Raw genomic sequence first — 22,087 nt, 5'->3', positions numbered from 1 at the left:
TCCCTCTCAGTTCAACCGGCCGAGGATCGCAACGGCGGCCACGCTGTTGAACGGCGATCCGCCCAAGTTGTGCGTCAGGCCAAAGTCGACCTTGCCTCGCTGGCGCTCACCTGCCCGGCCCTGAAGCTGGGTATAGACCTCGTAGGCCATGCGCAGACCAGAGGCACCGACCGGATGCCCAAAGCACTTGAGCCCACCATCAAGCTGGCACGGGATCGCACCGCCGCTATCAAAACGCCCGTCGAGGATATCGGCAGGCGCGCGGCCGTCGTCCGACAGGCCGAGGTCCTCCATGATCACCAGTTCGGTGATGGAGAAGCAGTCATGCACCTCGGTCATGTCGAGTTCGGCGCGCGGATCACGGATACCGGCTTCGGCATAGGCGCGCGCGGCGGCGGCGCGGGTATTGGGCACCGAGGCCCCATCCCATGCGCCGAACTGCATTTCCCAGCCATTGCTCGCCGAAAGCTGGATCGCCTTGATCGTTACCGGGTCAGCCTTGCCGAGCGCGCGGGCAATTTCGGGCGTGGTCACAATGGCGGCGGCAGCTCCATCCGAAACCCCGCAGCAATCGAACAGGCCCAGCGGATCGGCGATCAGCGGCGCGTTCAGGATCTTTTCCATATCGACCGCGCCGCGCAGGTGCGCTTTGGGCGACAGCGCGCCGTTTTGGTGGCTCTTCCACGAAACATGCGCCATCGCACGCTTGAGATCTCCGACAGCAATGCCGTGCCGCGCAGCATAAGCACCAGCGAGCTGGGCAAAGGTACCCGGCGCAGAGCCATAAGGCATCCACAGATCGTTCTGCATACCCTTGGTCCGCAGCGGCAGCCCGCCGTAGCCGGTATCCTTTAGTTTCTCGACGCCAATCGCCAGCGCAATATCCACTGCGCCCGAAGCGACGGCATAAGCCGCACCGCGCAGCGCCTCGGTGCCCGTGGCGCACATGTTTTCGACCCGGGTGACGGGCACTGTACTGAGCCGCAGCGCGTGTGCGGCAGGCAGCGCACTGTTGCCGACGTTGATGTCATCAAGCGCGTTGCCGACCCAGGCGGCTTCGATTCGCGCGCGCTCGATGCCGGCATCGGCCAGCGCTTCGAGAAACGCCTCGACCATCAACCCGTCCGCACCCACATCCCAGCGCTCGCCAAACCGCGTGCAGCCCATGCCGATGATGGCCACCTTGTCGCGTATTCCCGTGGCCATCAGGCGTCTCCCAGCACGGGCCGCATCAACGGCGCCGCTTTCCAGAAGTAGGTGCGAAAGCCGAGACGGCGGTTCTGCGCTTTGATGCGCAGCCGCATCCGCACCCGGTCGCCGACACGAAAGCCTTCGGCGGGGCGATTGACCATTTCCATCAGGACGCGGGCGCCATTTTTGAATTGGACAAGGCCGAAGTCAAAAGGCGGATCTGGGCTGAAGTTGAGCCGGTCGGCTGTGATCGAAACAATCCTCGCTTCAAGATCGGCTAGCCGCACGTCCTCCATCATTTCGACCTCAGACAGCGCCGGATTGACGGGGAAGGCGCTCTTGGGGAACTGCACGTTGCCGGTGCTGTCGCGCCCGCCGATGAAGCCGATCATATCGCGGCCCACCCGTTCGAGAACAGTCGCTTGCGCCTTCTGCTCGAATTCGGCACGCATGCCCCAGTCGAGCTCGAGCGAACCAGTCAGGCTGAGGAAGCGCGAATAGCTCGCGAGGACCTGCCCTTCCTTGAGAGCCGCCGCCATGGCGCTCGCCCCCGGAACCGGACTGGTCACCTCGAACACCATGGCATCGGCGCCGCTGCCGAAGCTGACGAGGAGCACAAATTCACCAACTTCTGCCGTGTCGAGCGCGAGACCGAGCCCATAGAGGGCGTGGGCCGTGCCCAGATCGCCGGCCATTTCGGAAACCGCTTCACAATGATTGGGGATGCCGCAGTCCAGCGCCTTGGCCACTGCACGCCAGCACCCGCCAACCGGTTCATGCACGGCGGCATGGGCAAGTTGCCCGGGCGCAATGCCGGCAGCTACACACGCTGCGCGCACCACCGGCACCAGCACTTCGGCCACTGCCACATCGCGCACGAAACGCTCTTCGTAGGCGTAGGTGAACGGATGATCGCGCGACGCGTAGCGGTCGACCAGATCGTGCGAGAGACTGGCATAGCCAGCGAGCCTCGCGGGCGCATCAGGCCCAGTGCGCACAGCCGCCGCGCCGTCGCCGAAGGCGAGTTGCGCCGCACTGCCCGGTTGGGTGGGCCGCTTCTCTCCAGCCGTCACGATCTCGTCTCGCCTGCCCAACAGGGCATCGAGCATGGCCGAGGTGGCAGCGCGCCGCGAATTTGCGGCATCGCTGGTGCGCACCGTGCGCGGCATGGCTAGTGCATCGAGAGCCATCCCGCTTTGCGCGCGATCGGTGAAATAGGCTGAAGTCGAAGCGAACCGGAGCGCGTCCGGCGCGCTTTCCGGGCATAGCAGGCGGGCCGCTTCCACTGCCATGGTCAGCGCATCCTCATCCCAATCGGCAACGGCGCGCGTACCCGTTCGCGGCATTGGTAGGCCGGACCAGGCCAGTTCGCGGGCCGCCGCCTTCCGGTCTAGCCGAAGCAGCGGGACATAGCCGCCGAGCGCGGCAATACCGAACGATTGCGTTAGCCCTGACACCCGCTTCTCCTCGATCCGATACCCTGCCTTATCGCTCCAAAGTGGCGGCTTTGCTACACTCGCGCTTGACAGGCTCAAATACAGTAGTAAACAGCTTCACATTGTCTGGCAAGAGCAATTGGCCTTGAGGTCAGGCTGGCGAGACAAGGAGGGGACGATGACCTTTTTCACCGACGACACGCAAGTTGGCCAGTCCGCAGCAGTCGCCGCAGGTCAGCACTTCGCCGGACCCACTCCTGCCGCCGACCGCCAGCTCCCGCGATTGAAGGCTGCCCAATGATTGAACGTTCGATATTCCAGCCCGAGCACGAAATGTGGCGCCAAACAGTGCGCCACTTCGTCGAGAAGGAAATCGTCCCCTTCCACGATCAGTGGGAGAAAAACGGGATTGTACCGCGTGAGTTGTGGCTCAAGGCGGGCGAGGCCGGCATGCTTTGCTGCACCGTGCCCGAGGAATACGGCGGCCTCGGGCTCGACTATCTGTTCGACGTGGTGGTTTTTGAAGAACTTTGGCGCGTCGGCGCCAGCGGCCCTGGGTTCCTAATACACACTGATTTGGTCGCGACATATATCCTTACCTTCGGCAGCGACGAGCAGAAACGCCACTGGCTGCCGAAAATGGTGCGCGGCGAGGCGATCGGCTCGCTCGGCATGACCGAGCCGCACGCTGGCAGCGACCTCAAGGCGATCCGCACCAAGGCGGAGCGCAATGGCAACCACTTCGTCATCAATGGGCAGAAGGTGTTCATTTCGAATGGCCAGATGTGCGACGTGCTGGTGCTTGCCACCAAGACCGATACCGCGGCCGGCGCCAAAGGCGTGACGCTGTTCCTCGTTGACGCCTCGCTGCCCGGCTTCAATCGGGGCAAGAATCTCGACAAACTGGGGATGAAGGCGCAGGATACGTCCGAGCTGTTCTTCGACAACCTGCGCGTTGATGCAGATGCGATGCTGGGCGAGGAAGGCAAAGGCTTCTCGCTTATGATGACCAAGCTGGCGCAGGAGCGGCTGGCGCAGGCGATCCGCTCGGCCACCGTGGTCGAGACGGTGATTGACTACACAGTCGAGTACACCAGCGAGCGCCGGGCCTTCGACCAGACCATCGCGGACTTCCAGAACACCCAGTTTGTACTCGCCGACTTGAAGGCCCGTAGCGTGATGGCACGCGTGTTTACCGACAAGTGCATCGAGCTGTTCATGCGAGGCGAGCTCAATCCCGTCGATGCCGCCATGGCCAAGATGGTCACGTCAGAGCTGCACTGCGAGACGGTCGACAAATGCCTGCAATTGTTTGGCGGCTGGGGCTACATGTGGGAGTACCCGATCGCGCGCGCCTATGCCGATGCGCGGATCGTCAAGATCGCCGGCGGCTCCATCGAGGTGATGAAGACCATTATCTCGCGTGACATGTTCAAGGGCAAGCTGAGCGCCAAAAGGTGAACCGGCTTACTCTCCCCCTTGCGCAAGGCGCGGCTACGGCTAGTCCAGGAAATGTCTCTCCCGGAGGTTCCTTGATGATCCAGAAAAATCTCGATTCCAGTCTGCGTTTCGGCTTCCTCATCCATGATGTCTCGCGGCTGCGACGAATCGTGGTTGACCGTGCGCTCAAGCCGCTCGGGCTAACGCGCTCGCAGTGGTGGGTTCTGGCTTTCCTCTCGCGCCGCGACGGCATGACCCAGACCGCGCTCGCAGCCGACCTTGACCTGACCAAGGTAGCGATCGGCGGCCTGATCGACCGGATGGAATCCGGCGGTTTTGTCGAACGGCGCGCTGACGAGCGCGATGCGCGCGCACGCCGGGTCTTCCTGACCCGCGCCGGGCTGAAGCTGGTCTCGACCATCCGCGAAAGCGTTGACGCGGTCGAGGCCGACATTCTGGCGACCGTCAGCGAGGATGAACTCGACGCTGCGGCGCTTGTGCTCGTGAAAATCAAGAACCGCCTGCTCGATCTGGCTGGCGGCGAAGCAGAGGGCGGACAGGACTTCGATCTCTGACCGCCAAGTCCGAATGGAGGAATACGTGAGAGGATTGGACGGAAAGGTCGCCATTGTCACCGGCGGCGGACAAGGCATTGGCCGCGCCTTGACACTGCGGCTCGCGGCGGAAGGCTGCAAGGTCGCGATCTTCGACCTCAGCATGGCAGCGGGCGAAGAGACCGCGCTGCTGGCGGGTGATGGTGCCATCGTTCGCACCTGGCAGCTTGATGTCAGCGATCTGCCTGCCGTTCAGGCGGCTGTCGAGGCGGTCGAAGCCGAACTGGGCCCGATCTGGACACTGGTCAACAACGCCGGTTGGGACCGCCCCGCCCCGTTCCTCAAGACCACGCCCGAATTCTGGGACAAAGTCATCGCGATCAACCTCACCGGCAATCTCAACACCCATTTTGCCGTGGCTGGCAAGATGGTCGAGCATGGCGGCGGCCGCATCATCAACATCGCCTCGGATGCCGCCAAGGTCGGCACCGCGATGGAAGCGGTCTATTCGGCGTGCAAGGGCGGCCTCATTAGCTTCACCAAGTCGATCGCCCGCGAACTCGCGCGCAAGAACGTACTGTGCAACGCCGTGTGCCCGGGGCCGACCAACACCCCGATGATGGCCGAAGTTGCCGGCACCGGCCCCGAGGCCGAGAAATGGAAGGCCGCGCTCGAGCGCGGCATCCCGCTTGGCCGCATGGGCGAGCCTGAGGACTACGCCGGGATCGTCGCGTTGCTCGCTTCGGACGACGGCGCCTACATCACCGGCCAGGCCATTTCGGTCTCCGGCGGCATGAACATGGTCTGAGTCGGGCGCCATGCCGCCGATCGGTCCGCCTCCTCTGGCCGGAAACTGGGCCTGCCACACGCCCCCCGGCGACGGGACCTGGACGATCGGCGATGTGTGGATTGATCGCCAGAGCGGAAGGCTGGCCCTGTTCGTCACCACAGCGCACTGCAACCCGTTTGACGTGATGCACGGCGGCGCACTGGCTACCTTTGCCGATTACCAATGCGCGGCCTTGCGTGACTATTCCGATGACGGTGCAGACCATACGCCGACTGTCACGCTGTCGGTCGACTATCTCGCCCCGGTCCCCCGGGATCGGTGGCTGCTGGCGGAGGTGACGCTCCTGCGCGGGACTGGCAGCCTGATTTTCACGCAGGCGGTCATGACCGTCGATGGCGCCAAGGTTGGCCGGTCGAACGCAATTTATCGCAGTTTCAAAAGGAAGGATGCGCCATGAGCACCCCCGAATTCGAAGACATTCTCTATGAAGTGCGCGGCCGCGCCGCATGGGTCACGATCAACCGTCCCAAGCTTTACAACGCTTTCCGCGCGCAGACGATCGAGGAACTGATCGCAGCATTCAAGCTTGCCGCCGATGATCGCGGTGTGTCGTCGATTGTGCTGACCGGCGCGGGCGAAAAGGCATTCTGCACCGGCGGTGACCAGAGCGCGAAGGACGGCCAGTATGACGGGCGCGGCATTGTCGGACTGCCGATCGACGAGTTCCAGTCGATCATTCGCGACATTCCCAAGCCCGTGATCGCGCGCGTCAACGGCTTCGCGATTGGCGGCGGCAATGTGTTTGCCACGCTCTGCGACCTCACCATCGCGGCCGACACGGCCAAGTTCGGCCAGGTCGGCCCCAAGGTCGGCTCGGTCGATGCCGGCTGGGGCACTGCATTTCTCGCCCGCCACGTTGGCGACAAGAAGGCGCGCGAAATGTGGTTCCTGAACCTGCAGTACTCGGCGCAGGAAGCGCTCGAGATGGGCCTCGTCAACAAGGTGGTCCCTGCTGCCGAGCTCGACGCAGCGGTCGATGAGTGGACCGAGATGCTCGGCCAGCGTTCGCCTACGGCGCTGGCGCTGGCCAAGCGCAGCTTCAATGCCGACAGCGACAACATTCGCGGCATTTCGATGATGGCGCTCAATTCGGTGAAGCTGTTTTACGACACTGAGGAATCGAAGGAAGGCATGCGCGCGTTCCAGGAACGGCGCACGCCGGACTTCCACAAGTACGTGAAGTAAGCGGATTTGGGGCGCAGCACATGACGAAGCGCCTGCTGCGCCCTGGAGACCTGCCCGGCGTTGTGCCGCCGGGTGGGCTCACGCTGGTCTCCTCCTGCTCGGCGGAATCCGATCTGCTGATCGCCGAGGTTGCCGCCGCCGGTAGAGCACTGGGCGCGATGACGTTCTCGGGCATCTTTGTCCCCGGACTCAACAAGGCGGTCTGGCGCGCAGGGCATGACGCGCGCGTCCTGACATTTTTCCAGACGCCGGAACTGCGCCGCGAAGGCGCGCGAAGCCAGTTCCTGCCGCTGTGCTATCAAGACATCTTGGCGCTCTATCGCCAGCAGAAGCCGGCCGCAGCGCTGTTCATGTGCAGCCCGCCCGATGCCGAGGGCAATTGCAGCTTCGGCGCGGAGACCGGGTTTATCGCAGCCCTGTGGCGCGAGATTCCGGTGCGCATTGCCCACTTCAATCCGCTGATGCCCCGCACGGCGGGTGATCCCGGCATTCCACTTGCAGAGCTGACCGGCTGGTACGAGAGCGAGCAGCCGCTGCGCACGATGGCCAGCGGCGAGGACGTGACGAGCCTCGCTATCGCCGCCCACGTCGCGCCGCTCATTCCCGATGGGGCGACGGTTCAAACCGGGCTCGGCAAGATCCCCGATGCCGTGCTCCGCGCGCTCACGGGCCATCGCGGCCTGCGGCTCCACACGGGCCTCATCGGCGATGGTGCGTTGGAACTCGTGCGCTCGGGCGCGATGGCAGACGGCCCGTCAGCACTGGTCGGGGTCGCGATCGGCAGTACCACGCTCTATGACGGGCTCGGCGATCCCCATTTCCAGTTCCGCCCGGTCAGTGTCACCCACGATCCGGCAACGCTCGGCGCAATCGAGCGGTTCGTCACGATCAATTCGGCGATGGAAGTCGATCTTTACGGGCAGGTCCATGCAGAAGCATCGGCGCGCGGGTTCCTGTCGGGACCCGGCGGCGGGGGCGACTATGCGCGCGGCGCAAGGGCCGCCGGCGGCCTGAGGATCATCGCGCTGCCGTCGGAGGCAGGGACTGCCAGCCGCATTGTTCCGGCAGGCGGAGGGCACGGTCCGGTCTCGCTCTCGCGTTTCGATGTCGATGTGGTCGTAACCGAACATGGCGCGGCGGATCTACGCAATCTGGGGCACGAGGCGCGCGCGCAGGCGCTGATCGGCATCGCCGCGCCCCAAACCCGCGAAACTTTGGCCCGGCATTGGCGCAATACCATGCAGGCCCTGCAGGAGAGTTGAACGTGGCACAGCACAAAGTCATCATCAGTTGCGCGGTCACCGGTTCGATCCACACCCCGTCGATGTCACCGCACCTGCCTGTCACCGCGCAGGAGATCGCCGAGGCGGCGCTGGGTGCCGCCGAAGCCGGCGCCGCCATTGTCCACCTCCACGCCCGCGATCCGCAGGATGGTCATCCGGTCCACACACCCGAGGACTTCGAGCCCTTCCTGCGCGTGATCAAGCAGAGCAGCGATGTGGTGGTGAACCTCACCACCGGCGCCTCGCCCTATATGCCGGTCGAATACCGCGTGAAGCCGGCCGAAGTGTGGAAGCCTGAAGTCGCCAGCCTCAACATGGGCTCGATGAATTTTGGCCTGTTCCCGATGCTGAAGCGCTTCAAGGACTTCCAGCACGCGTGGGAGCCGGAAATGCTGGAGGGAAGCCACGATCTGGTGTTCCGCAACAGCTTCAAGGACATCCGCTATGCGCTCGACACGCTGAACGCGACCGGCACGCGTTATGAGTTCGAGTGCTACGACACCAGCCACCTCTACAACCTGCACTACTTCTGGAGCGAGGGGTTGGTGCAGGCCCCGCTGTTCATCCAGACCTGCTTCGGCCTGCTCGGGGGGATCGGCGCGCATCCCGACGATGTGATGCACATGAAGCGGACCGCAGACCGGCTGTTTGGCGACAACTACCGCTGGTCTGTGCTGGCGGCCGGCGCGAACCAGATGAAAGTTGCCGCCATGGCCGCGAGCATGGGCGGCCATGTGCGCGTCGGGCTGGAGGACAGCCTGTGGATCGGGCGCGGTCAGCTAGCACAAAGCAATGCCGAACAGGTCACCCGCGTACGCCAGATCATCGAGGGACTCGGACTTGAGGTCGCCACGCCGGACGATGCACGCGCGATCCTTTCGCTGAAGGGTGCCGATGCCGTCGGCTTCTGAGGCCTTCCTGCCGCTGGCCAACTTGTTTGCGCGGGTTCCGCCCGAGCGCGAGGCGCTGGTCCATGGGACCGAGCGCTGGACGTTCGGCAAGCTCGATGCGCGCAGTGCGCAGCTGGCGGCATGGCTCATCGGTAAAGGTGTGGAGCCCCACGATCTGGTGGCCTTCCAGCTTCCGAACGGGCCTGACTTTCTCGCGCTCACTTTTGCCATCTACCGCTGCGGCGCGACTCCTGCGCCGCTCTCGCATCGCCTTCCCCCCACAGAGCGTGATGCCATCATCGGCGTAATGCAGCCGCGCTGTGCCATCGATGCCGCGATGCTGCCCGCGCCCTCATCCCTCCATGCCCCGGTGGAGCCGTGCCCGGTTGCGGCGTCGTGGAAGGCCTGCACCAGCGGCGGCAGCACCGGCACGCCCAAGGTCATCGTCGATGGCCGCCCTGCCGGCTTTCCCACTGGCACCGCCTTCATCGGCATCCCCGCCGACGACAGGGTGATCGTGCCCGGGCCGCTTTACCACAATGCCCCGTTCAGCGCGGCGGTGTTCGCACTGTGGAATGGCTCCACCGTCCACACCATGGACAGGTTCGACGCGGCGGCGGCACTCGATACAATCGCGCGCGAGGGAATTGGTTGGGCGCTGATGGTGCCAACCATGATGCACCGGATCATGGCCCTGCCCGAAGCCGACCGACCCTCAACCCGTTTCGAGGCGTGGAAACAGGTGGTGCACACCGCAGCCCCCATGGCGCCCTGGCTCAAATCGGCGTGGATCGAATGGCTCGGCCCGGATCATGTCTGGGAAGTCTACGGCGCGACCGAAGGCCTTGTCCGCTGCTGGATCGGCGGGCGCGAATGGCTCGAACGTCCCGGTTCGGTCGGCCGCCCCATCGGCGGTGCCCGTATCCGCATCCTGCGCCCCGATGGCAGCGACGCGGCACCGGGCGAGCAAGGCGAGGTCTATGCCATGCCGCCCGGCGGCCCCGGATCGACTTACCGCTACATCGGGGCCGAGCGCCGTGCGACCGCCGAGGGCTGGGAAACCGTCGGCGATATCGGCTGGCTCGATGCAGACGGCTTTCTTCTCCTGGCAGACCGCAAGGATGATCTGATCATCAGTGGCGGGATCAACATCTGGCCCGCCGAGGTCGAGGCAGCCGTCCTGCGTCACCCGGACGTGCGCAGCTGCGCGGTCTTCGGCAAGCCCGATCCCGATCTGGGTGCGCGTGTCCACGCCGTCATCGAAACTGACTCGGCGCTGGCAGCGAGCGACCTCTCGGCCTTCCTCGCCGACCACCTCGCCAAGGCCAAACACCCGCGCTCTATAGACGTTACCACCCAGCGTGTCCGCGACGATGCAGGCAAGTTCCGCAAACCGCGCACGCCGATCCCGGAGCCCACACCATGACCCCGCCCAATCTCACGCAGTTCCGTGCCGAGATGCAGGACAATGGCCTCGTGCACCTCGTGTTCGATTGCCCCGGCAGATCGATGAACGTGTTTTCGAACCAGGCTATCCATGAGCTCGGTGAATTTGCCGAATGGTTGCACCGCGCGGATGTGAAAGGCGTGCTCGTGCGATCAGGCAAGGCCACCGGCTTTTGTGCGGGCGCTGACCTTACCGAACTCGGCGTGGCTTACGACATGATCGTCGCTGCCCCCGCTGCTGACCGGTTCGACATGGCGTTCGGCCACTTCTTTCCGCTCAGCCATGCCATCCGGAGGATGGAGACAGCGGGCAAGCCCGTCGCCGCTGCCATCGCGGGCTTAGCACTGGGCGGTGGCTGCGAACTGGCGCTCGGCGCACACTACCGCGTCGTCACCAGCAATCGCCGGGCCATGCTCGGTCTGCCCGAGTGCGGGGTCGGCCTGCTGCCGGGCGCGGGCGGAACCCAACGTATGCCGCGGCTCGTCGGCGTCGCGCTCGGCCTCGAGGTTCTGCTGTTGGGCCGCACGCTTTCCGGCGAGGAAGCGCGTGAGGCCGGCCTTGTCCATGCCGTGGTAGCCGAGGGTGAGGAAATCGCTGCGGCGGAGGAGTGGCTCCTCTCGGACCGCGCGCATGCGGTGCAGCCGTGGGACGACGCCGCGCAGCCGCTCCCCCATGCCGCCTACGCGGATGCCATCGCCGCGCATCGCACGCGCGAAATGGCGCGAATGCTCGGCCATGAACCAGCCCCGCTCGCGATCCTCGATTGCGTCGAGTTTGGACTGATGCAGCCGATTGATGGCGCAATCCGCGCGGAAATGTCGGTGTTTGCCCACCTGATCCAGCGTCCCGAGCCGCGAAACATGATCCGAACCATGTTCCTGGGCAAGCGGGCCTATGACAAGGCCAGCCGGGAAGGCACGCTTTCGCCGGCAGTGATCGTTGCCAGCGAAGCGATCACGCGGCTTGTCGTCTCTGCCATGCCCGAGCATCCGGATCTGACCACGGCCCTCGGATCATTGGCGCCTGAAATCGGCCAGATCGCGGCGAAACTCTCCCCGGCCGAGATGCTTCAACTGGACCATGCGGTAACGCTGAGCGGTGCAATCCCGGCTTATGCGGGCGGTGCAAGCGGCGCACTTGAACGGGTTGCGGCATAGGCGCTTAACTGCATCAGCCTGCGCCAAGCGCTTTCAGCGTTGCAACTTCGGGCGGCGCGCCCAGATGAGCAAACACGGCCTTGAACGCCGCCTTGTCGATCAGCTGGCTGCCGGCGGTATAAGCTGCCGCCGATTGCCAGCGCTCGATGAAAATGAAGCGATTGGCATCCGCCTCGTCTTGCAGGAGATCAACCCCGACAACGCCATCAATCTCGGCAATCCGCTGTGAGAGTTGGCCAAGCTCCGCGCGCAAGGCCGAAACGGCACCCTCCGCTGCCCGCAGCACATAATGCTTGATGAACAGATCCATGGGCGCGTCTCTCTCTTGCGGCCAAGGCGCTGGGCAGAGCCAACCGCTCTGCCCGCAACCCTCCCCGGATCAGGCTTTTGGGGGCAACGCAGCGATCAGTTCGGGCGCGATATCCTTCTGGCCATGCTCGTCGATATGGCGCTGGATGCGGTCCTGGATCGCGGCACCGATCTGCCCGGCCAGTTCGGGCCGGTTGGCGCGGCATTCGGCTTCCGACACGGCGCGGTTGTCGATCATGTCGTCCACCTTGGGCATGACGAAACGGGCAAACATCTCGTAGGACCGCTTGGTCTCGGCCCAATCTGCCCAGTTGTGGGCAAACAGCACCAGCGTGCCGAAGCCGCCCGACTGTGCCTGCAGCCGCTTGATCTGCGCCACGGCGTCGTCGGGCGTGCCGATCACCGCCATGTGCGAGCTCATGAGCGCATCGATGACATCGCCGCCGCCTGGAACGATCGGCAAGGCTGCCACGTTGCGCAGGTAGTCGGCCCAGCCTTCGACGCCGAACTCGACTTCTTTGCGGGCCTGTTCACGCGTTGGTGCGATATGCATCGGTGCGACGAGACGCCAGTTCTTGCGGTCGATCGTTTGGCCGCTGGCCTTGGCCACGTCCTCGGCGATGTTCCAGTTGGCCGATAGAGCATCGAACGCTCCGCCGGATGTGGCACCGAACGAGAGCATGCCGATCCCATTACGCCCCGACGCGCGCGAGCCGGTGGGGGAGACGGTGCTGGCCGCGATCATTTCGATCCCGGGCCGGGAATAGGGGGTCATATGGATGCGCGCGTTGTCGAGCGTGAACCAGTCAGTCTTGGCCGTTACCGTTTCACCGCGCAGCAGGCGAACAAGCACGTCGATGCCTTCGTCCATCATGTCGCGCTGCTTGGCGACGGGAATGCCCATCATCTTGGCATCGGAGGCCAGCGAGCCAGGCCCCATGCCGAGCATGACGCGGCCACGAGTCATGTGATCGAGCTGGCTGTAGCGCTCGGCAATCATCAGCGGATGGTGATAGGGCACCGAGGTCACCGCCGAGCCCAGCTTGATGCGCTTGGTCCGCTCAGCAGCAGCCGCGATCATCACTTCGGGGCTTGCGATCAGTTCCCAGCCGGCTGAATGGTGCTCGCCATACCACAGCTCGTCAAAGCCAAGATATTCGAGGTGCTCCGCCAGCTCGAGATCGCGCTGCAATGTGAGCGTCGGGTTCTCGTTCAGCGGATGGTGGGGGCCGCAGAAGGCACCAAATCGAAGCTTGCCAGACATCCTTGTTCTCCACTTTGATATCGTTCGACTGCGCCCCGTTACGTTCGGGGTTTTGTAAGCCGGGCGGGTGAGGGAACCCGCCCGGCGCTGACCTTAGAACTTGTAGCGCAGTTCAGCCATGAACGTGCGCGGCGCACCCGGGACCACCGTGTTGAACTGGAACAGTTCGCCGGTGGCAATACCGCCCACATAGTAGACCCGGTTGAAGGCGTTCTTGAGGTTGGCCGACAGCGACCAGCCCGCCTTGGTGTCTGCGAGGCCAAGGCGGAAGTTCACCAGCGTATAGCCCTTTACATTGGCGCCAGGGCTGCGGTTGCCGGTCGAAGCGAACCAGAACAGCGACTGCGAGTAGAGGTCCGAACGCAGGCTGACATCGATCGAATCGCGTACCGGCACCGTGATTTCGCCAAACGCCGAACCCGACCATTCTGGTGTATCGGGGTATGTCCCGAACGGAACCGGAGCGCCGCCACCGATCGAGACGAGGTTGTCGGTGAAACGGGCATTGGTATAGTTCAGCGATCCGCCGATATTCAGCCAGGATGCAGGACGGATCGAGCCATCGAATTCAAACCCGGAGACTTTTGAGAATGGCACGTTGACCGTGACGGCTGCCGGGGTCGAACCGAGAAGCGTATAAGCCACACGCTGCCCGTTCTTGATCCAGTTCTGATAGCCAGCAAGGTTGAACTGGACCGGAATGCCACCCATCTGGCCGCGATACTTGATGCCGATTTCGGCGTCGGTCAGGGTTTCCAGCTCGTACTCGTTGCCACCTGCAGAGCCTTGGCCCGGCTTGGGGTTCTGGATGCCGTTGTAGCCACCGTTCTTGTAGCTGCGGCGCGAGGCCAGATAGATCAGGAAGTTGGGATTGACCTGGTACTGGAGCCCCAGCGTCCAGCTGAGATTTCCATAGGACTTGCGCTGATTGAAATTGAACGTTGCCTGGACCGCGGGCGGTTCCTTGAATGCCGTGTCCGCCGGAAGCGTATCGAACTTGATCTTCTCGTGCGTGTAGCGCGCGCCGATCGTGATGCCGAGGCCCTCGAGGCCGGTCGCTTCGCTGAGGTCATAGGTACCTTGAGCATAGCCCGCGATCATGTCGCGCGTGGTCAACTTGTTGTAGTTGGTTTGCGACGTGAGCGGCGGAAACTGGAGCAGCAGGCTGGTCGTGACGTTCTCGTTGGTTTCGTGGCTGAGGAAGCCGCCGACCACATAATCGAGGTTGCCGCCGAACGCCTTGCCCACCAGCTGCAGTTCTTCCGAATACTGGCGGGTATTGTCGTTCTTGCCGCCCGTGCCGTTGTCATCGATGCCGAAGGGAGTGCCGTCGATATCGCCCCTGATACCGTTCTGAAGGTAGGTGTAGCCGAAGATGTTGCGGATCTTGGTATCGGGCGCGACCTCGAACGAAGTGATGTTCGAGATGATGATGTTACGGCCGCGATACTCTGCAGGGCCATCCGATTCGATCTGATAAGGACCGCGAGCCTTCTGCGTCTTGAGATACGAGACCAGACCACCCGGATCGAGCTTGGGGTTGGCGGCAGCGTAGGCGGCAGCGCAGTTGTTGGTGGTGTCATTGCAACCGGCGGCACCGCCAGTGAATGCATTGATCAGGAAATTGTACTGCGCCTGGTTGCCGAAATTGGTCAGCGCGAGCAGCGGAACAAGCCCGGTCGGCTCGAGGCTGTCGATCAACCCGCTCAGGCTGTTGCCGCCCGAATGCAGGTAATCGACCACCAGCTCGTTCTTGATGGTATCGGAAAGCTTGAAGGTGAGGCTGCCGCGCAGGCCATAGCGATCGACATTGCCGGCGCGCGTGTTGTTGAACAGGTTGCGCTGATAGCCATCGCGCTTTTCATAGAACCCGGCCACACGAGCGAGCACTCTGTCACCGGCCAGCGGCACGTTGAGCGCGCCTTCCAGCTGGTAGGACTTGTAGTTGCCCACCCGCCCGCTGAAGTATCCGCCAAAGTTCTCGTCCGGCTTGACCGACGTGAACAGCACTGCGCCGCCCGTGGAGTTGCGACCGAACAGCGTGCCTTGCGGGCCCTTGAGCACCTGCACCGACTGCAGGTCGTAAAACGCCGAGGAACCACCACCGACGCCGTCGAGCTGGATTTCGTTGAAATAGGGCAGAACACCCGGGCGCGTATCACTGAAGGCATCGAGCGACTGGCCGCGCAGCGCGTAGTTGAGCTGGTTGGAGTTGTAACCCGCGCGGATGATCAGGCCCGGGCTGGCCGCTTGCAGATCGGACTCGGTCACGATGGCCCGCTTGGCAAGGGCTTCACCGCTAACCACCGAGATGGCCACAGGCGTGCGCTCCAGCGCTTCGGCGCGGCGCTGCGCGGTCACAATGATCTCGCCCGACGGATCGCTGGCAGCAGCCCCGTCCTGAGCGGCCTGAGCGGCCTGAGCGTGAGCGGCGGTCGCATTTGCGAGAGCCAGTGCCGTCAACGCGGATGCAATGCCAATCTTATGCTTGGTCATGAAAATCCCCTTCCCTTGAATGCTTCGGATTCTGCCTTTGCCGCCTTGCCCGCCCGGTATGTCGGGCTTGGCAACGGCGTCGGGGATCATTCCCGCCCGAACGGATTTAGTTAGCCAGTTCACTTGATAGATTCGGACCTTGGGTCTGTCAACACTGTAGTTGAAAATCGGCGATCTCCGGCTCGCCACTGTTGCTCTAGCCCAGCATTCCAGCGTGAAGTCCGCAACGAGGAGGGTGCCCAAAGTCGGCAAAAGTCATAAATTTTATTGTATTTAATCAATTACTAAGTGAGATCTCTGGTAAGTCAGAGCGGACTGCGCCAGGGCAAGGCCACCGTTCCATAAATGCAATACCGGACCTGCTTCGGCCTGCTGCTGCAGAACAAATGCACCCTCACCCAATGTCGACGGCATTGACATTACACCAGTGAACGATATTCATCGTGGCAGTAGATGGTAAGCGCACATATTGATCGGGCAACAGCGTAGGCATCCGAAAAGTGGGCGTCGAAGCCACGTAGGAACCACCGCTTCTGACCGAGCCGCTCCATCAAACCAATGCGGGATAAACCCGTTGGCCAATCAGGCGAGCAAGCGCCCGGCAAAGTGGAGAGATGTCATGGGTAGATTGTCAGGCAAGGTCGCCATCATCACGGGTGCGTCGCAAGGCATGGGTGAAGCCCACGCAAAGGCCTTTGTTGCCGAAGGCGCCAGCGTGATCCTCACCGACGTAAACGCCGTAGCTGGCGAAGCGCTGGCCGAGGCGCTGGGCAGCCAAGCCATGTTTGTGAAGCACGATGTCTCCAGCGAAGCCGACTGGGCGGAAGTCGTTGCTGCCGGCGAAGCCCGCTTTGGTCGGGTCACCGTGCTGGTCAACAATGCCGGCATCATCGGCACGATCGCCAAGACGGCCGACCTTTCAGCGGCCGATTTTGCCCATGTCTGCGCGGTCAACCAGACTGGCGTGTTTCTGGGCATGCGCGCGGTCCTGCCCTCGATGGTCGCCAGCGGCGGCGGCTCGATCGTGAACATCTCCTCGACCTCGGGCATGATCGCCAATGTCGGCACACCCAATCTCGCCTATGCTGGCAGCAAGTTCGCGGTGCGCGGCATGACCAAGCAGGTTGCCGTCGAATACGGCGACCAGAACATCCGTGCCAATTCGGTCCATCCGGGCTACGTTAAGACCCCGATGATGGTTGCCGCAACCGATGAGGATGGCGGCGGTGCAGCGGCAGGTATTCCGCTCCGCCGTTTTGCGGAGGCTTCAGAGATCTCGCCGCTAGTGGTTTTCCTCGCTTCGGACGAATCCTCGTTCATCACCGGCACCGAGCATGTCATCGATGGCGGCATGATCGTTTGCTGAGGCGGCTGGTGCTGGAGACCCTAAGATGATCACTGCTCAGGATTTCGCGTTCCACCCCAGTGACCCGGCGGATATACAGTGGACCGAAACGCTGTTCCTGATCTTCTCGGTGCCCGAAGCGGGCATCAGCGGCAATCTCTACAATCTGGCGCGACCCAATCTCGGCGTCTGTCACAGCTCGATCGAGATCCACAAGGGGCTCAGCCTGCATCCCTGGCAGATCGAGCACAACGACGCGCAGATGCATTTGCCCTGCCCCGAGCGCTTCGACGATTTCACGCTAACCAATGGCCTGTCGTTTCAGGCGCACAGCGCCCGCGATTGCGCGTTCCAGTACCAGTCTCTCGATGGCAATTGCGCGCTCGACATCACCTACAGCGCGGTATGCGATCCCTTCGATCCTCACGATCCGGCGGAAAACCCGCTGATCGCCTCGTCCAAGCTCGCCGGCTATGATGGCTGGAACACTGGCCACATGGAAAGCAAGGGCCGCGTCACCGGCACGCTCTCGCTTCACGGCCGCGAGTACAAGGTCGATTGCACCGAGGGCATGAACAAGAGCTGGGGCCCGCGCAAGGACTGGGGCAGCAAGGGCGGCACGTGGGTTCATGTCAACCTCGGCCCCGATCTCGGCGCATTCCTCGTCCTGGGACTCGAGTTCGAAAACAAGGAGGTCGTCTATGGCCCCTTCAAGTTCGGCTACGTGGTCATCGACGGCGAGCGCCGCCCCCTCGTTCGGGCCACCATGCGCGCGCAGCGGTTCGATATGCTGGTTACCCGCGCCGTGGTCGAGTTCGAAGATGATCGCGGCAACTGCTGGAACGCGGTCGGCACGACTGTTGCTGCCGCACCGTGGTATAACTTCAATCCGTCGAGCGCGGCTTTCCAGACCTTGATGCGCTGGGAAAGCGGCACCCGCGTCGGCCACAGCCACATCGCCGATTTCGCCGGCCTCGCGCACCTTTCACGCGGGATGGCCGACAAACATGACACCTGACCCTAAAAGCGGGACGACGGACCAGACCATGATCGACGACAGCATCCGGCAGCATCCCAGCGATGCCTTCATCGAAGCGGTCCGCGCGCGGTTTCCCACCGAGCACGAAGTCGACACCGTGCTCACCCGCAAGATGCGCCGCCGCAATGGTCCTTCGTTTCAGGCGGTTGCGCTGAATACGCTGGTCGATGGCACCGAGCGGCTGATCACCAATCAGGTCGGCTATCCGGTCCGCATCGCTGATGCGCGCTGGCTTTCCGGCGGCGCATCCAAGCTGCAGATGCTGTTCAACCTCCAATGGCGCGGCGAGAACGCCGATGGCCAGGCGCAAGTCGTCACACCGATGGTGCTGCGCATGGAACCGGCAGCCTCGGTTACCGAGTCGAGCCGTCGGCGCGAGTTCGAAGTGATCCGCGCGGTTGAGGGCACCGTGCCAGTCCCGCATGCCTACTGGATGGACCCGGACGCGCAGTTCCTGCCTTATCCGGCGATGGTCTATGGCTTTGCCACCGGCACGGCCAAGCCCTCGCACGATGCCGGCAAGGTCACGGGGCTGGGCCAGAACTTTGGGCCGGAGCTGCGCGCCAAGCTGGCGCCGCAGTTCATCGACTACCTCGCGCGCATTCACAATTTGCCGATCGTCGCGCCGCCTGTGCTCGCCAGCTTTGACCGGCCGGAAGTGGGATCGAACGCCTCAGTGATCCGGCAGGTCAATGCCGCGCGGCGCATCTGGGAGGAAGACCGGATCGAGGAAGAGCCGGTCATGGCGGTGGTTTACAAGTGGCTCATCCGCAATGCCCCGCCGATCGACCATATCTCGATTGTCCATGCCGATTATCGCAGCGGCAATTTTCTGTTCGATGAGGCAAAGGGCGAGATCACCGCATGGCTCGATTGGGAAGGTGCGGTGCTGGGCGACCGGCATCAGGACCTGACATACGCGGCACTGCCGATCTTCCAGCACTATGCCGAAGATGGCGAAACGATCCTGGTCTCGGGGATGATGCCCGAGGCCGAGCTCTATGCCGCCTATGAAAAGGCCTCGGGCCTGCCGGTCGATCCGGCCCGCATCCGCTATTTCGGCGTGTTCAACCGCTATCTCGTCTCGGTGCTGCTGCTGGCAGCCTCGACCCGGGCGGCACGCGGCGCGTCAACCCATCAGGACGTGCTGCTCAACCATGTTGCCGGAATGGGCTACCTCGCCCTTTCCGATCTGCTCGGCTTTTTCCGGAGTGCGACGGCATGAACCAGGATCTCGAAACGCAGCTGCAAGTGGTCCAGCGCGCGCTAGGCGAGGTGGTGCTTCCCGCTCTTGGGAACGCTGACAAGCATGTGATCGAACAGCTCCACCTCTCGCTTGCCGCGATCGGCTTCATGCAGCAGCGCGTGCCGCTCGCGCGCCGGTACTATCGCGGCACGCTTGAGCGATATCTGGCTATGGCAGGCGCGGTCGCGGCGCTGCTTGACGCTGACGCGGAGAGCCTCGCAGACCAGTCGAAGCAAAGCAAAGCGGTGCTGGATGATCCGGCCGCCTCGGACGCCGATCTGCGCGCCGCGACCGCCACGTTGCGAGCCGGCGTTGCTGCGCTTGTCGAAGCCGCGAAGGATACGCCGCATGAAAGCGCGCTCGATGCGCTGGTCATGGAGCACTGCGAGGCGATCCTCAGCGAAGACCGCTCATGGTGCATCCCGCTCGGCTTTGAGCTGCGCCCCGAGGATCTGCCCAAGCCTGACTGGCAGCCCTGAGCGGCTTCGGCCTCACGCGAAGTGCTTTACAGCGAACGTAAGCGGATCGGGCCCGGTGCGGCCCTCCGCGCTGTCGAGTGTCGCAATCGCGGCGAGATCGGTTTCGTCGAGATCAAACGACAGTGAAGCCATGTTCTGCGTAAGGTGCTGCACGCTCGTCGCCTTCGGAATGGCGGATGCGCCGGATTGCGTGAGCCAGCGCAGCACCACTTGCGAGGGCGTGCGCGCATGCTTGGCTGCGATTTCCGCAAGCACCGGCTCACCCAGCAAAGGGACTCCCCCGGTGCCGCCACCGCCGAACGGCGACCAAGCCTGCGAAATGATGCCATGCTCGCGGTGAAACGCATGCAGCGCGCGCTGCTGAAAGCGCGGATGCATCTCGATCTGGTTCACCCCCGGCACGACCTCGGTTTCAGCGATCAGCCGGGCGAGATGTTCTGCCGTAAAGTTCGAAACGCCAATCGAGCGGACCAGCCCCTCTTCCCGCAGCGCAATCAACGCGCGCCAGGTCTCGACGAAAAGGTCGTCCATCGGCAGCGGCCAGTGGATCAGGTAAAGGTCGATCTGATCGAGCCCCAGCCGCTGCAGGCTGCCCTCCAGCGCGGCGCGCGGTTTGCCCAGGCCATGCTCGGTGTTCCAGAGTTTGGTGGTGACGAACACATCGCTCCTCGCCAGCCCGGACTGGCGCAGCCCATCGCCCACTTGCTGCTCGTTGCCGTAGACGGCGGCGCTGTCGAACAGGCGGTATCCAGCATCTGCTGCGCTGGCGAGCACGGCGGCCGTTTCGGTTTCAGAGCCGAACCGCATGAGGCCAAGCCCCAGCTGTGGCATGCTATGGCCATCGTTGAGGATCACGTCCGGGCTCATCATCAATCCGCCTCTGTTGCGTACACGGCTCGCGTGCCAATATCGACTCGCCATCCGCGAATCAACGTATTCGTTGAATTGGTAGAAGGCACTGCCAACCGCATCAAAAAATCCCTGACCCAGATGCAGAAGTGCGCTGCGATGTCCGTTCATCTGCAAAATATTAGACCTTCGTGTTATGAACTTAGCCTCAACACGCAAGATCGACACCGAAAGCACGCCCATGCAGCGCCGTATGTGGGGAGACGCTCATTCGGCTTAATCAACATACATGTTGACTTTTGTCGCCCGGTTGCGGACAGAGAGATGGAGAGCGTCCCGCTATTGGTGCGCGCCGACAATCACAAGCAGTGGCAGGTAGCTGTGCAAACCACCGAACATCCCGATTGGCTGACTGAGGCGCTGGCGACCGCGAATGTGCCCACCCTTGCTTGCTTGCTCGTGCAGCTGACGGGTGAACACCGCTGGATCGAAGGAAAGTTCATCCCCACTCGCACGCGCGGGATGGACGACAACGACAGCGGCGGCCTGCCCGATGATGTGCAGCGCGAAATCCGCGATGCCGCCCACATGGCTCTGACCCAGCATTTCGCTGGTGAACCGGCCCGACTGGCCAACCCCTCCGATGCACTGCTGGTCGAGATGATGGGCGTCTCACTCGGCGAGACGATTCCGGCATCCTATGCTGCCATGATCCGCACTGACCTCGATCTGCCCGCAGCGGATGGCAGCAGGCCAACCAATCCTCCCGTTCCGGAAGGCTTTCGCGCGCTGATTATCGGCGCAGGCATTTCCGGCCTTTGCGCCGCTATCCAGCTCGCAGAGGCGGGCATCCCGTATACCATTGTCGAGCGCCACGACCGACCCGGCGGCGTCTGGCTGGAAAACCGTTATCCGGGGGCGGCCTGTGACGTGCCAAGCCACCTCTATTCGTTCTCGTTCGCGCCTTACGACTGGTCGCGCTACTTCGCCGGCAGCCGGGAGATCCACGCCTATCTCGAGAAAGTCGCAGGCGATCACGACATCACTCGGCACATCCGCTTCGGCGTGGAAGTCACCGAAGCGCGCTTCGACGAGACTGCAGGCGAATGGACCGCCCTCGTCACCAACGAGGCGGGCAATGCCGAAACCTTGCGGGCGTCGATCCTGATCAGCGGTGTCGGCGCGTTCAACAAGCCGCGCCTCCCCAACATACCGGGGCTGGACACCTTCAAGGGCCCCAGCTTCCACACTGCCACCTATCCCGATGAAGGCGTGCCTCTCGAAGGGCGCGATGTGGTTCTGATCGGCAACGGGGCGAGCGCAATGCAGGTCGCGCCCGCGATTGCGGACACGGTCGCCTCGCTGACGATCGTACAGCGCACCCCGCAGTGGGCCGCACCCTTCCCCAAGTTCGGCAAGAGCATTCCCGAACCGGTGCGGCGCCTGCTCGATGCGGTTCCGCTCTACCGCCGCTGGTACCGCATCCGCCTGAGCTGGGCGTTCAACGACAAGCTCTACGAGGCGCTGCAGCAGGACCCGGCCTGGGAAGGCCATGGCCGCTCGATCAATCCGATCAACGATGCGCACCGCAAGGGGCTTGAGTCCTATATCACCTCGGAACTCGGCG

At 63.4% G+C, this 22,087-nt stretch carries 21 protein-coding genes; 15 read left to right on the top strand and 6 right to left on the bottom strand.

The genetic code is table 11. The features are described 5' to 3' along the window. Positions 1 to 6 precede the first annotated feature (6 nt). Both Q0082_RS05560 and Q0082_RS05555 read right to left on the bottom strand, forming a co-directional pair. Positions 7 to 1,206 (bottom strand): acetyl-CoA acetyltransferase, encoded by a 1,200-nt coding sequence (locus Q0082_RS05560; RefSeq protein ID WP_298164099.1) that lies wholly within the window; start codon positions 1,204 to 1,206, stop codon positions 7 to 9. Beyond that, entirely contained in the window at positions 1,206 to 2,648 is a 1,443-nt protein-coding gene (locus Q0082_RS05555) for a hypothetical protein (RefSeq protein ID WP_298190722.1), read from the bottom strand. The genes Q0082_RS05560 and Q0082_RS05555 overlap by 1 nt, the downstream gene beginning before the upstream one ends. 157 nt (positions 2,649 to 2,805) lie before the next feature. Here Q0082_RS05555 and Q0082_RS05550 point away from each other — a divergent pair, with 157 nt between their 5' ends. The 10 genes from Q0082_RS05550 to Q0082_RS05505 all read left to right on the top strand — a co-directional run bounded on the left by Q0082_RS05550 (position 2,806) and on the right by Q0082_RS05505 (position 11,433). Continuing rightward, complete coding sequence (locus Q0082_RS05550) at positions 2,806 to 2,928, top strand: hypothetical protein (RefSeq protein ID WP_298190720.1); 123 nt, start codon at positions 2,806 to 2,808, stop codon at positions 2,926 to 2,928. After that, positions 2,925 to 4,088, top strand: coding sequence for an acyl-CoA dehydrogenase family protein (locus tag Q0082_RS05545; protein WP_298190718.1), 1,164 nt, complete (start codon positions 2,925 to 2,927; stop codon positions 4,086 to 4,088). The genes Q0082_RS05550 and Q0082_RS05545 overlap by 4 nt, the downstream gene beginning before the upstream one ends. Before the next feature lie 74 nt (positions 4,089 to 4,162). Then, on the top strand, positions 4,163 to 4,642 hold the full coding sequence (locus Q0082_RS05540) for a MarR family transcriptional regulator (RefSeq protein ID WP_298190716.1): 480 nt from the start codon (positions 4,163 to 4,165) through the stop codon (positions 4,640 to 4,642). Positions 4,643 to 4,667: 25 nt separating this feature from the next. After that, entirely contained in the window at positions 4,668 to 5,429 is a 762-nt protein-coding gene (locus tag Q0082_RS05535) for an SDR family oxidoreductase (protein ID WP_298190713.1), read from the top strand. A 10-nt stretch (positions 5,430 to 5,439) separates the two neighbouring features. Further along, positions 5,440 to 5,868, top strand: a complete 429-nt coding sequence (locus Q0082_RS05530) for a PaaI family thioesterase (RefSeq protein WP_298190711.1) — start codon at positions 5,440 to 5,442, stop codon at positions 5,866 to 5,868. Next, positions 5,865 to 6,656, top strand: coding sequence for an enoyl-CoA hydratase-related protein (locus tag Q0082_RS05525; protein ID WP_298190709.1), 792 nt, complete (start codon positions 5,865 to 5,867; stop codon positions 6,654 to 6,656). The genes Q0082_RS05530 and Q0082_RS05525 overlap by 4 nt, the downstream gene beginning before the upstream one ends. A gap of 20 nt (positions 6,657 to 6,676) precedes the next feature. Continuing rightward, positions 6,677 to 7,918, top strand: coding sequence for an acetyl-CoA hydrolase/transferase C-terminal domain-containing protein (locus Q0082_RS05520; RefSeq protein WP_298190708.1), 1,242 nt, complete (start codon positions 6,677 to 6,679; stop codon positions 7,916 to 7,918). 2 nt (positions 7,919 to 7,920) lie between these two features. After that, on the top strand, positions 7,921 to 8,850 hold the full coding sequence (locus Q0082_RS05515) for a 3-keto-5-aminohexanoate cleavage protein (RefSeq protein WP_298190706.1): 930 nt from the start codon (positions 7,921 to 7,923) through the stop codon (positions 8,848 to 8,850). Continuing rightward, positions 8,834 to 10,255 carry an AMP-binding protein gene (locus tag Q0082_RS05510; RefSeq protein WP_298190704.1) on the top strand — a complete coding sequence of 474 codons (1,422 nt, stop codon included), beginning with the start codon at positions 8,834 to 8,836 and terminating at the stop codon, positions 10,253 to 10,255. The genes Q0082_RS05515 and Q0082_RS05510 overlap by 17 nt, the downstream gene beginning before the upstream one ends. Then, positions 10,252 to 11,433: an enoyl-CoA hydratase-related protein gene (locus Q0082_RS05505; protein ID WP_298190703.1), complete on the top strand. Its 1,182-nt coding sequence runs from the start codon at positions 10,252 to 10,254 to the stop codon at positions 11,431 to 11,433. The genes Q0082_RS05510 and Q0082_RS05505 overlap by 4 nt, the downstream gene beginning before the upstream one ends. Before the next feature lie 13 nt (positions 11,434 to 11,446). Here Q0082_RS05505 and Q0082_RS05500 read toward each other — a convergent pair whose 3' ends face one another. The 3 genes from Q0082_RS05500 to Q0082_RS05490 all read right to left on the bottom strand — a co-directional run bounded on the left by Q0082_RS05500 (position 11,447) and on the right by Q0082_RS05490 (position 15,502). Continuing rightward, positions 11,447 to 11,743, bottom strand: coding sequence for an antibiotic biosynthesis monooxygenase family protein (locus Q0082_RS05500; RefSeq protein ID WP_298190701.1), 297 nt, complete (start codon positions 11,741 to 11,743; stop codon positions 11,447 to 11,449). Positions 11,744 to 11,812: 69 nt separating this feature from the next. Beyond that, positions 11,813 to 13,006 carry an LLM class flavin-dependent oxidoreductase gene (locus tag Q0082_RS05495; protein ID WP_298190699.1) on the bottom strand — a complete coding sequence of 398 codons (1,194 nt, stop codon included), beginning with the start codon at positions 13,004 to 13,006 and terminating at the stop codon, positions 11,813 to 11,815. A gap of 93 nt (positions 13,007 to 13,099) precedes the next feature. Next, the gene (locus tag Q0082_RS05490; RefSeq protein ID WP_298190697.1) at positions 13,100 to 15,502 is read right to left on the bottom strand and encodes a TonB-dependent receptor; all 2,403 of its coding nucleotides are present in this window, start codon (positions 15,500 to 15,502) and stop codon (positions 13,100 to 13,102) included. 619 nt (positions 15,503 to 16,121) lie between these two features. Between Q0082_RS05490 and Q0082_RS05485 the strand changes: the two genes are divergently transcribed. From Q0082_RS05485 to Q0082_RS05470, 4 genes are read left to right on the top strand one after another with little or no spacing between them, the layout of a single operon-like run. Further along, the gene (locus Q0082_RS05485; RefSeq protein WP_298190695.1) at positions 16,122 to 16,868 is read left to right on the top strand and encodes a glucose 1-dehydrogenase; all 747 of its coding nucleotides are present in this window, start codon (positions 16,122 to 16,124) and stop codon (positions 16,866 to 16,868) included. A 25-nt stretch (positions 16,869 to 16,893) separates the two neighbouring features. Further along, positions 16,894 to 17,865, top strand: a complete 972-nt coding sequence (locus Q0082_RS05480; RefSeq protein WP_298190693.1) for a hypothetical protein — start codon at positions 16,894 to 16,896, stop codon at positions 17,863 to 17,865. Beyond that, complete coding sequence (locus tag Q0082_RS05475; RefSeq protein ID WP_298190692.1) at positions 17,855 to 19,111, top strand: phosphotransferase family protein; 1,257 nt, start codon at positions 17,855 to 17,857, stop codon at positions 19,109 to 19,111. The genes Q0082_RS05480 and Q0082_RS05475 overlap by 11 nt, the downstream gene beginning before the upstream one ends. Beyond that, the gene (locus Q0082_RS05470) at positions 19,108 to 19,611 is read left to right on the top strand and encodes a hypothetical protein (RefSeq protein WP_298190690.1); all 504 of its coding nucleotides are present in this window, start codon (positions 19,108 to 19,110) and stop codon (positions 19,609 to 19,611) included. The genes Q0082_RS05475 and Q0082_RS05470 overlap by 4 nt, the downstream gene beginning before the upstream one ends. Positions 19,612 to 19,623: 12 nt before the next feature. Here Q0082_RS05470 and Q0082_RS05465 read toward each other — a convergent pair whose 3' ends face one another. Further along, positions 19,624 to 20,703, bottom strand: coding sequence for an aldo/keto reductase (locus Q0082_RS05465; protein ID WP_298190688.1), 1,080 nt, complete (start codon positions 20,701 to 20,703; stop codon positions 19,624 to 19,626). Positions 20,704 to 20,784: 81 nt separating this feature from the next. Between Q0082_RS05465 and Q0082_RS05460 the strand changes: the two genes are divergently transcribed. Next, the coding region (locus tag Q0082_RS05460) for an NAD(P)/FAD-dependent oxidoreductase (protein ID WP_298190686.1) at positions 20,785 to 22,087 on the top strand (1,303 nt) is incomplete at its 3' end.

This window comes from Novosphingobium sp. (assembly GCF_027489515.1).
Classification (GTDB): Bacteria; Pseudomonadota; Alphaproteobacteria; order Sphingomonadales; family Sphingomonadaceae; genus Novosphingobium.
This window is presented reverse-complemented; position numbering and strand designations above follow the sequence as displayed.

What these genes read in the sequence shown, in the direction of transcription:
- Q0082_RS05560 (WP_298164099.1), bottom strand. Translation starts at nt 1,206, where the DNA reads ATGGCCACGGGAATACGCGACAAGGTGGCCATCATCGGCATGGGCTGC.
- Q0082_RS05550 (WP_298190720.1), top strand. Translation starts at nt 2,806, where the DNA reads ATGACCTTTTTCACCGACGACACGCAAGTTGGCCAGTCCGCAGCAGTC.
- Q0082_RS05545 (WP_298190718.1), top strand. Translation starts at nt 2,925, where the DNA reads ATGATTGAACGTTCGATATTCCAGCCCGAGCACGAAATGTGGCGCCAA.
- Q0082_RS05540 (WP_298190716.1), top strand. Translation starts at nt 4,163, where the DNA reads ATGATCCAGAAAAATCTCGATTCCAGTCTGCGTTTCGGCTTCCTCATC.
- Q0082_RS05530 (WP_298190711.1), top strand. Translation starts at nt 5,440, where the DNA reads ATGCCGCCGATCGGTCCGCCTCCTCTGGCCGGAAACTGGGCCTGCCAC.
- Q0082_RS05525 (WP_298190709.1), top strand. Translation starts at nt 5,865, where the DNA reads ATGAGCACCCCCGAATTCGAAGACATTCTCTATGAAGTGCGCGGCCGC.
- Q0082_RS05520 (WP_298190708.1), top strand. Translation starts at nt 6,677, where the DNA reads ATGACGAAGCGCCTGCTGCGCCCTGGAGACCTGCCCGGCGTTGTGCCG.
- Q0082_RS05510 (WP_298190704.1), top strand. Translation starts at nt 8,834, where the DNA reads ATGCCGTCGGCTTCTGAGGCCTTCCTGCCGCTGGCCAACTTGTTTGCG.
- Q0082_RS05505 (WP_298190703.1), top strand. Translation starts at nt 10,252, where the DNA reads ATGACCCCGCCCAATCTCACGCAGTTCCGTGCCGAGATGCAGGACAAT.
- Q0082_RS05500 (WP_298190701.1), bottom strand. Translation starts at nt 11,743, where the DNA reads ATGGATCTGTTCATCAAGCATTATGTGCTGCGGGCAGCGGAGGGTGCC.
- Q0082_RS05495 (WP_298190699.1), bottom strand. Translation starts at nt 13,006, where the DNA reads ATGTCTGGCAAGCTTCGATTTGGTGCCTTCTGCGGCCCCCACCATCCG.
- Q0082_RS05490 (WP_298190697.1), bottom strand. Translation starts at nt 15,502, where the DNA reads ATGACCAAGCATAAGATTGGCATTGCATCCGCGTTGACGGCACTGGCT.
- Q0082_RS05485 (WP_298190695.1), top strand. Translation starts at nt 16,122, where the DNA reads ATGGGTAGATTGTCAGGCAAGGTCGCCATCATCACGGGTGCGTCGCAA.
- Q0082_RS05480 (WP_298190693.1), top strand. Translation starts at nt 16,894, where the DNA reads ATGATCACTGCTCAGGATTTCGCGTTCCACCCCAGTGACCCGGCGGAT.
- Q0082_RS05475 (WP_298190692.1), top strand. Translation starts at nt 17,855, where the DNA reads ATGACACCTGACCCTAAAAGCGGGACGACGGACCAGACCATGATCGAC.
- Q0082_RS05470 (WP_298190690.1), top strand. Translation starts at nt 19,108, where the DNA reads ATGAACCAGGATCTCGAAACGCAGCTGCAAGTGGTCCAGCGCGCGCTA.
- Q0082_RS05465 (WP_298190688.1), bottom strand. Translation starts at nt 20,703, where the DNA reads ATGGGCGTGCTTTCGGTGTCGATCTTGCGTGTTGAGGCTAAGTTCATA.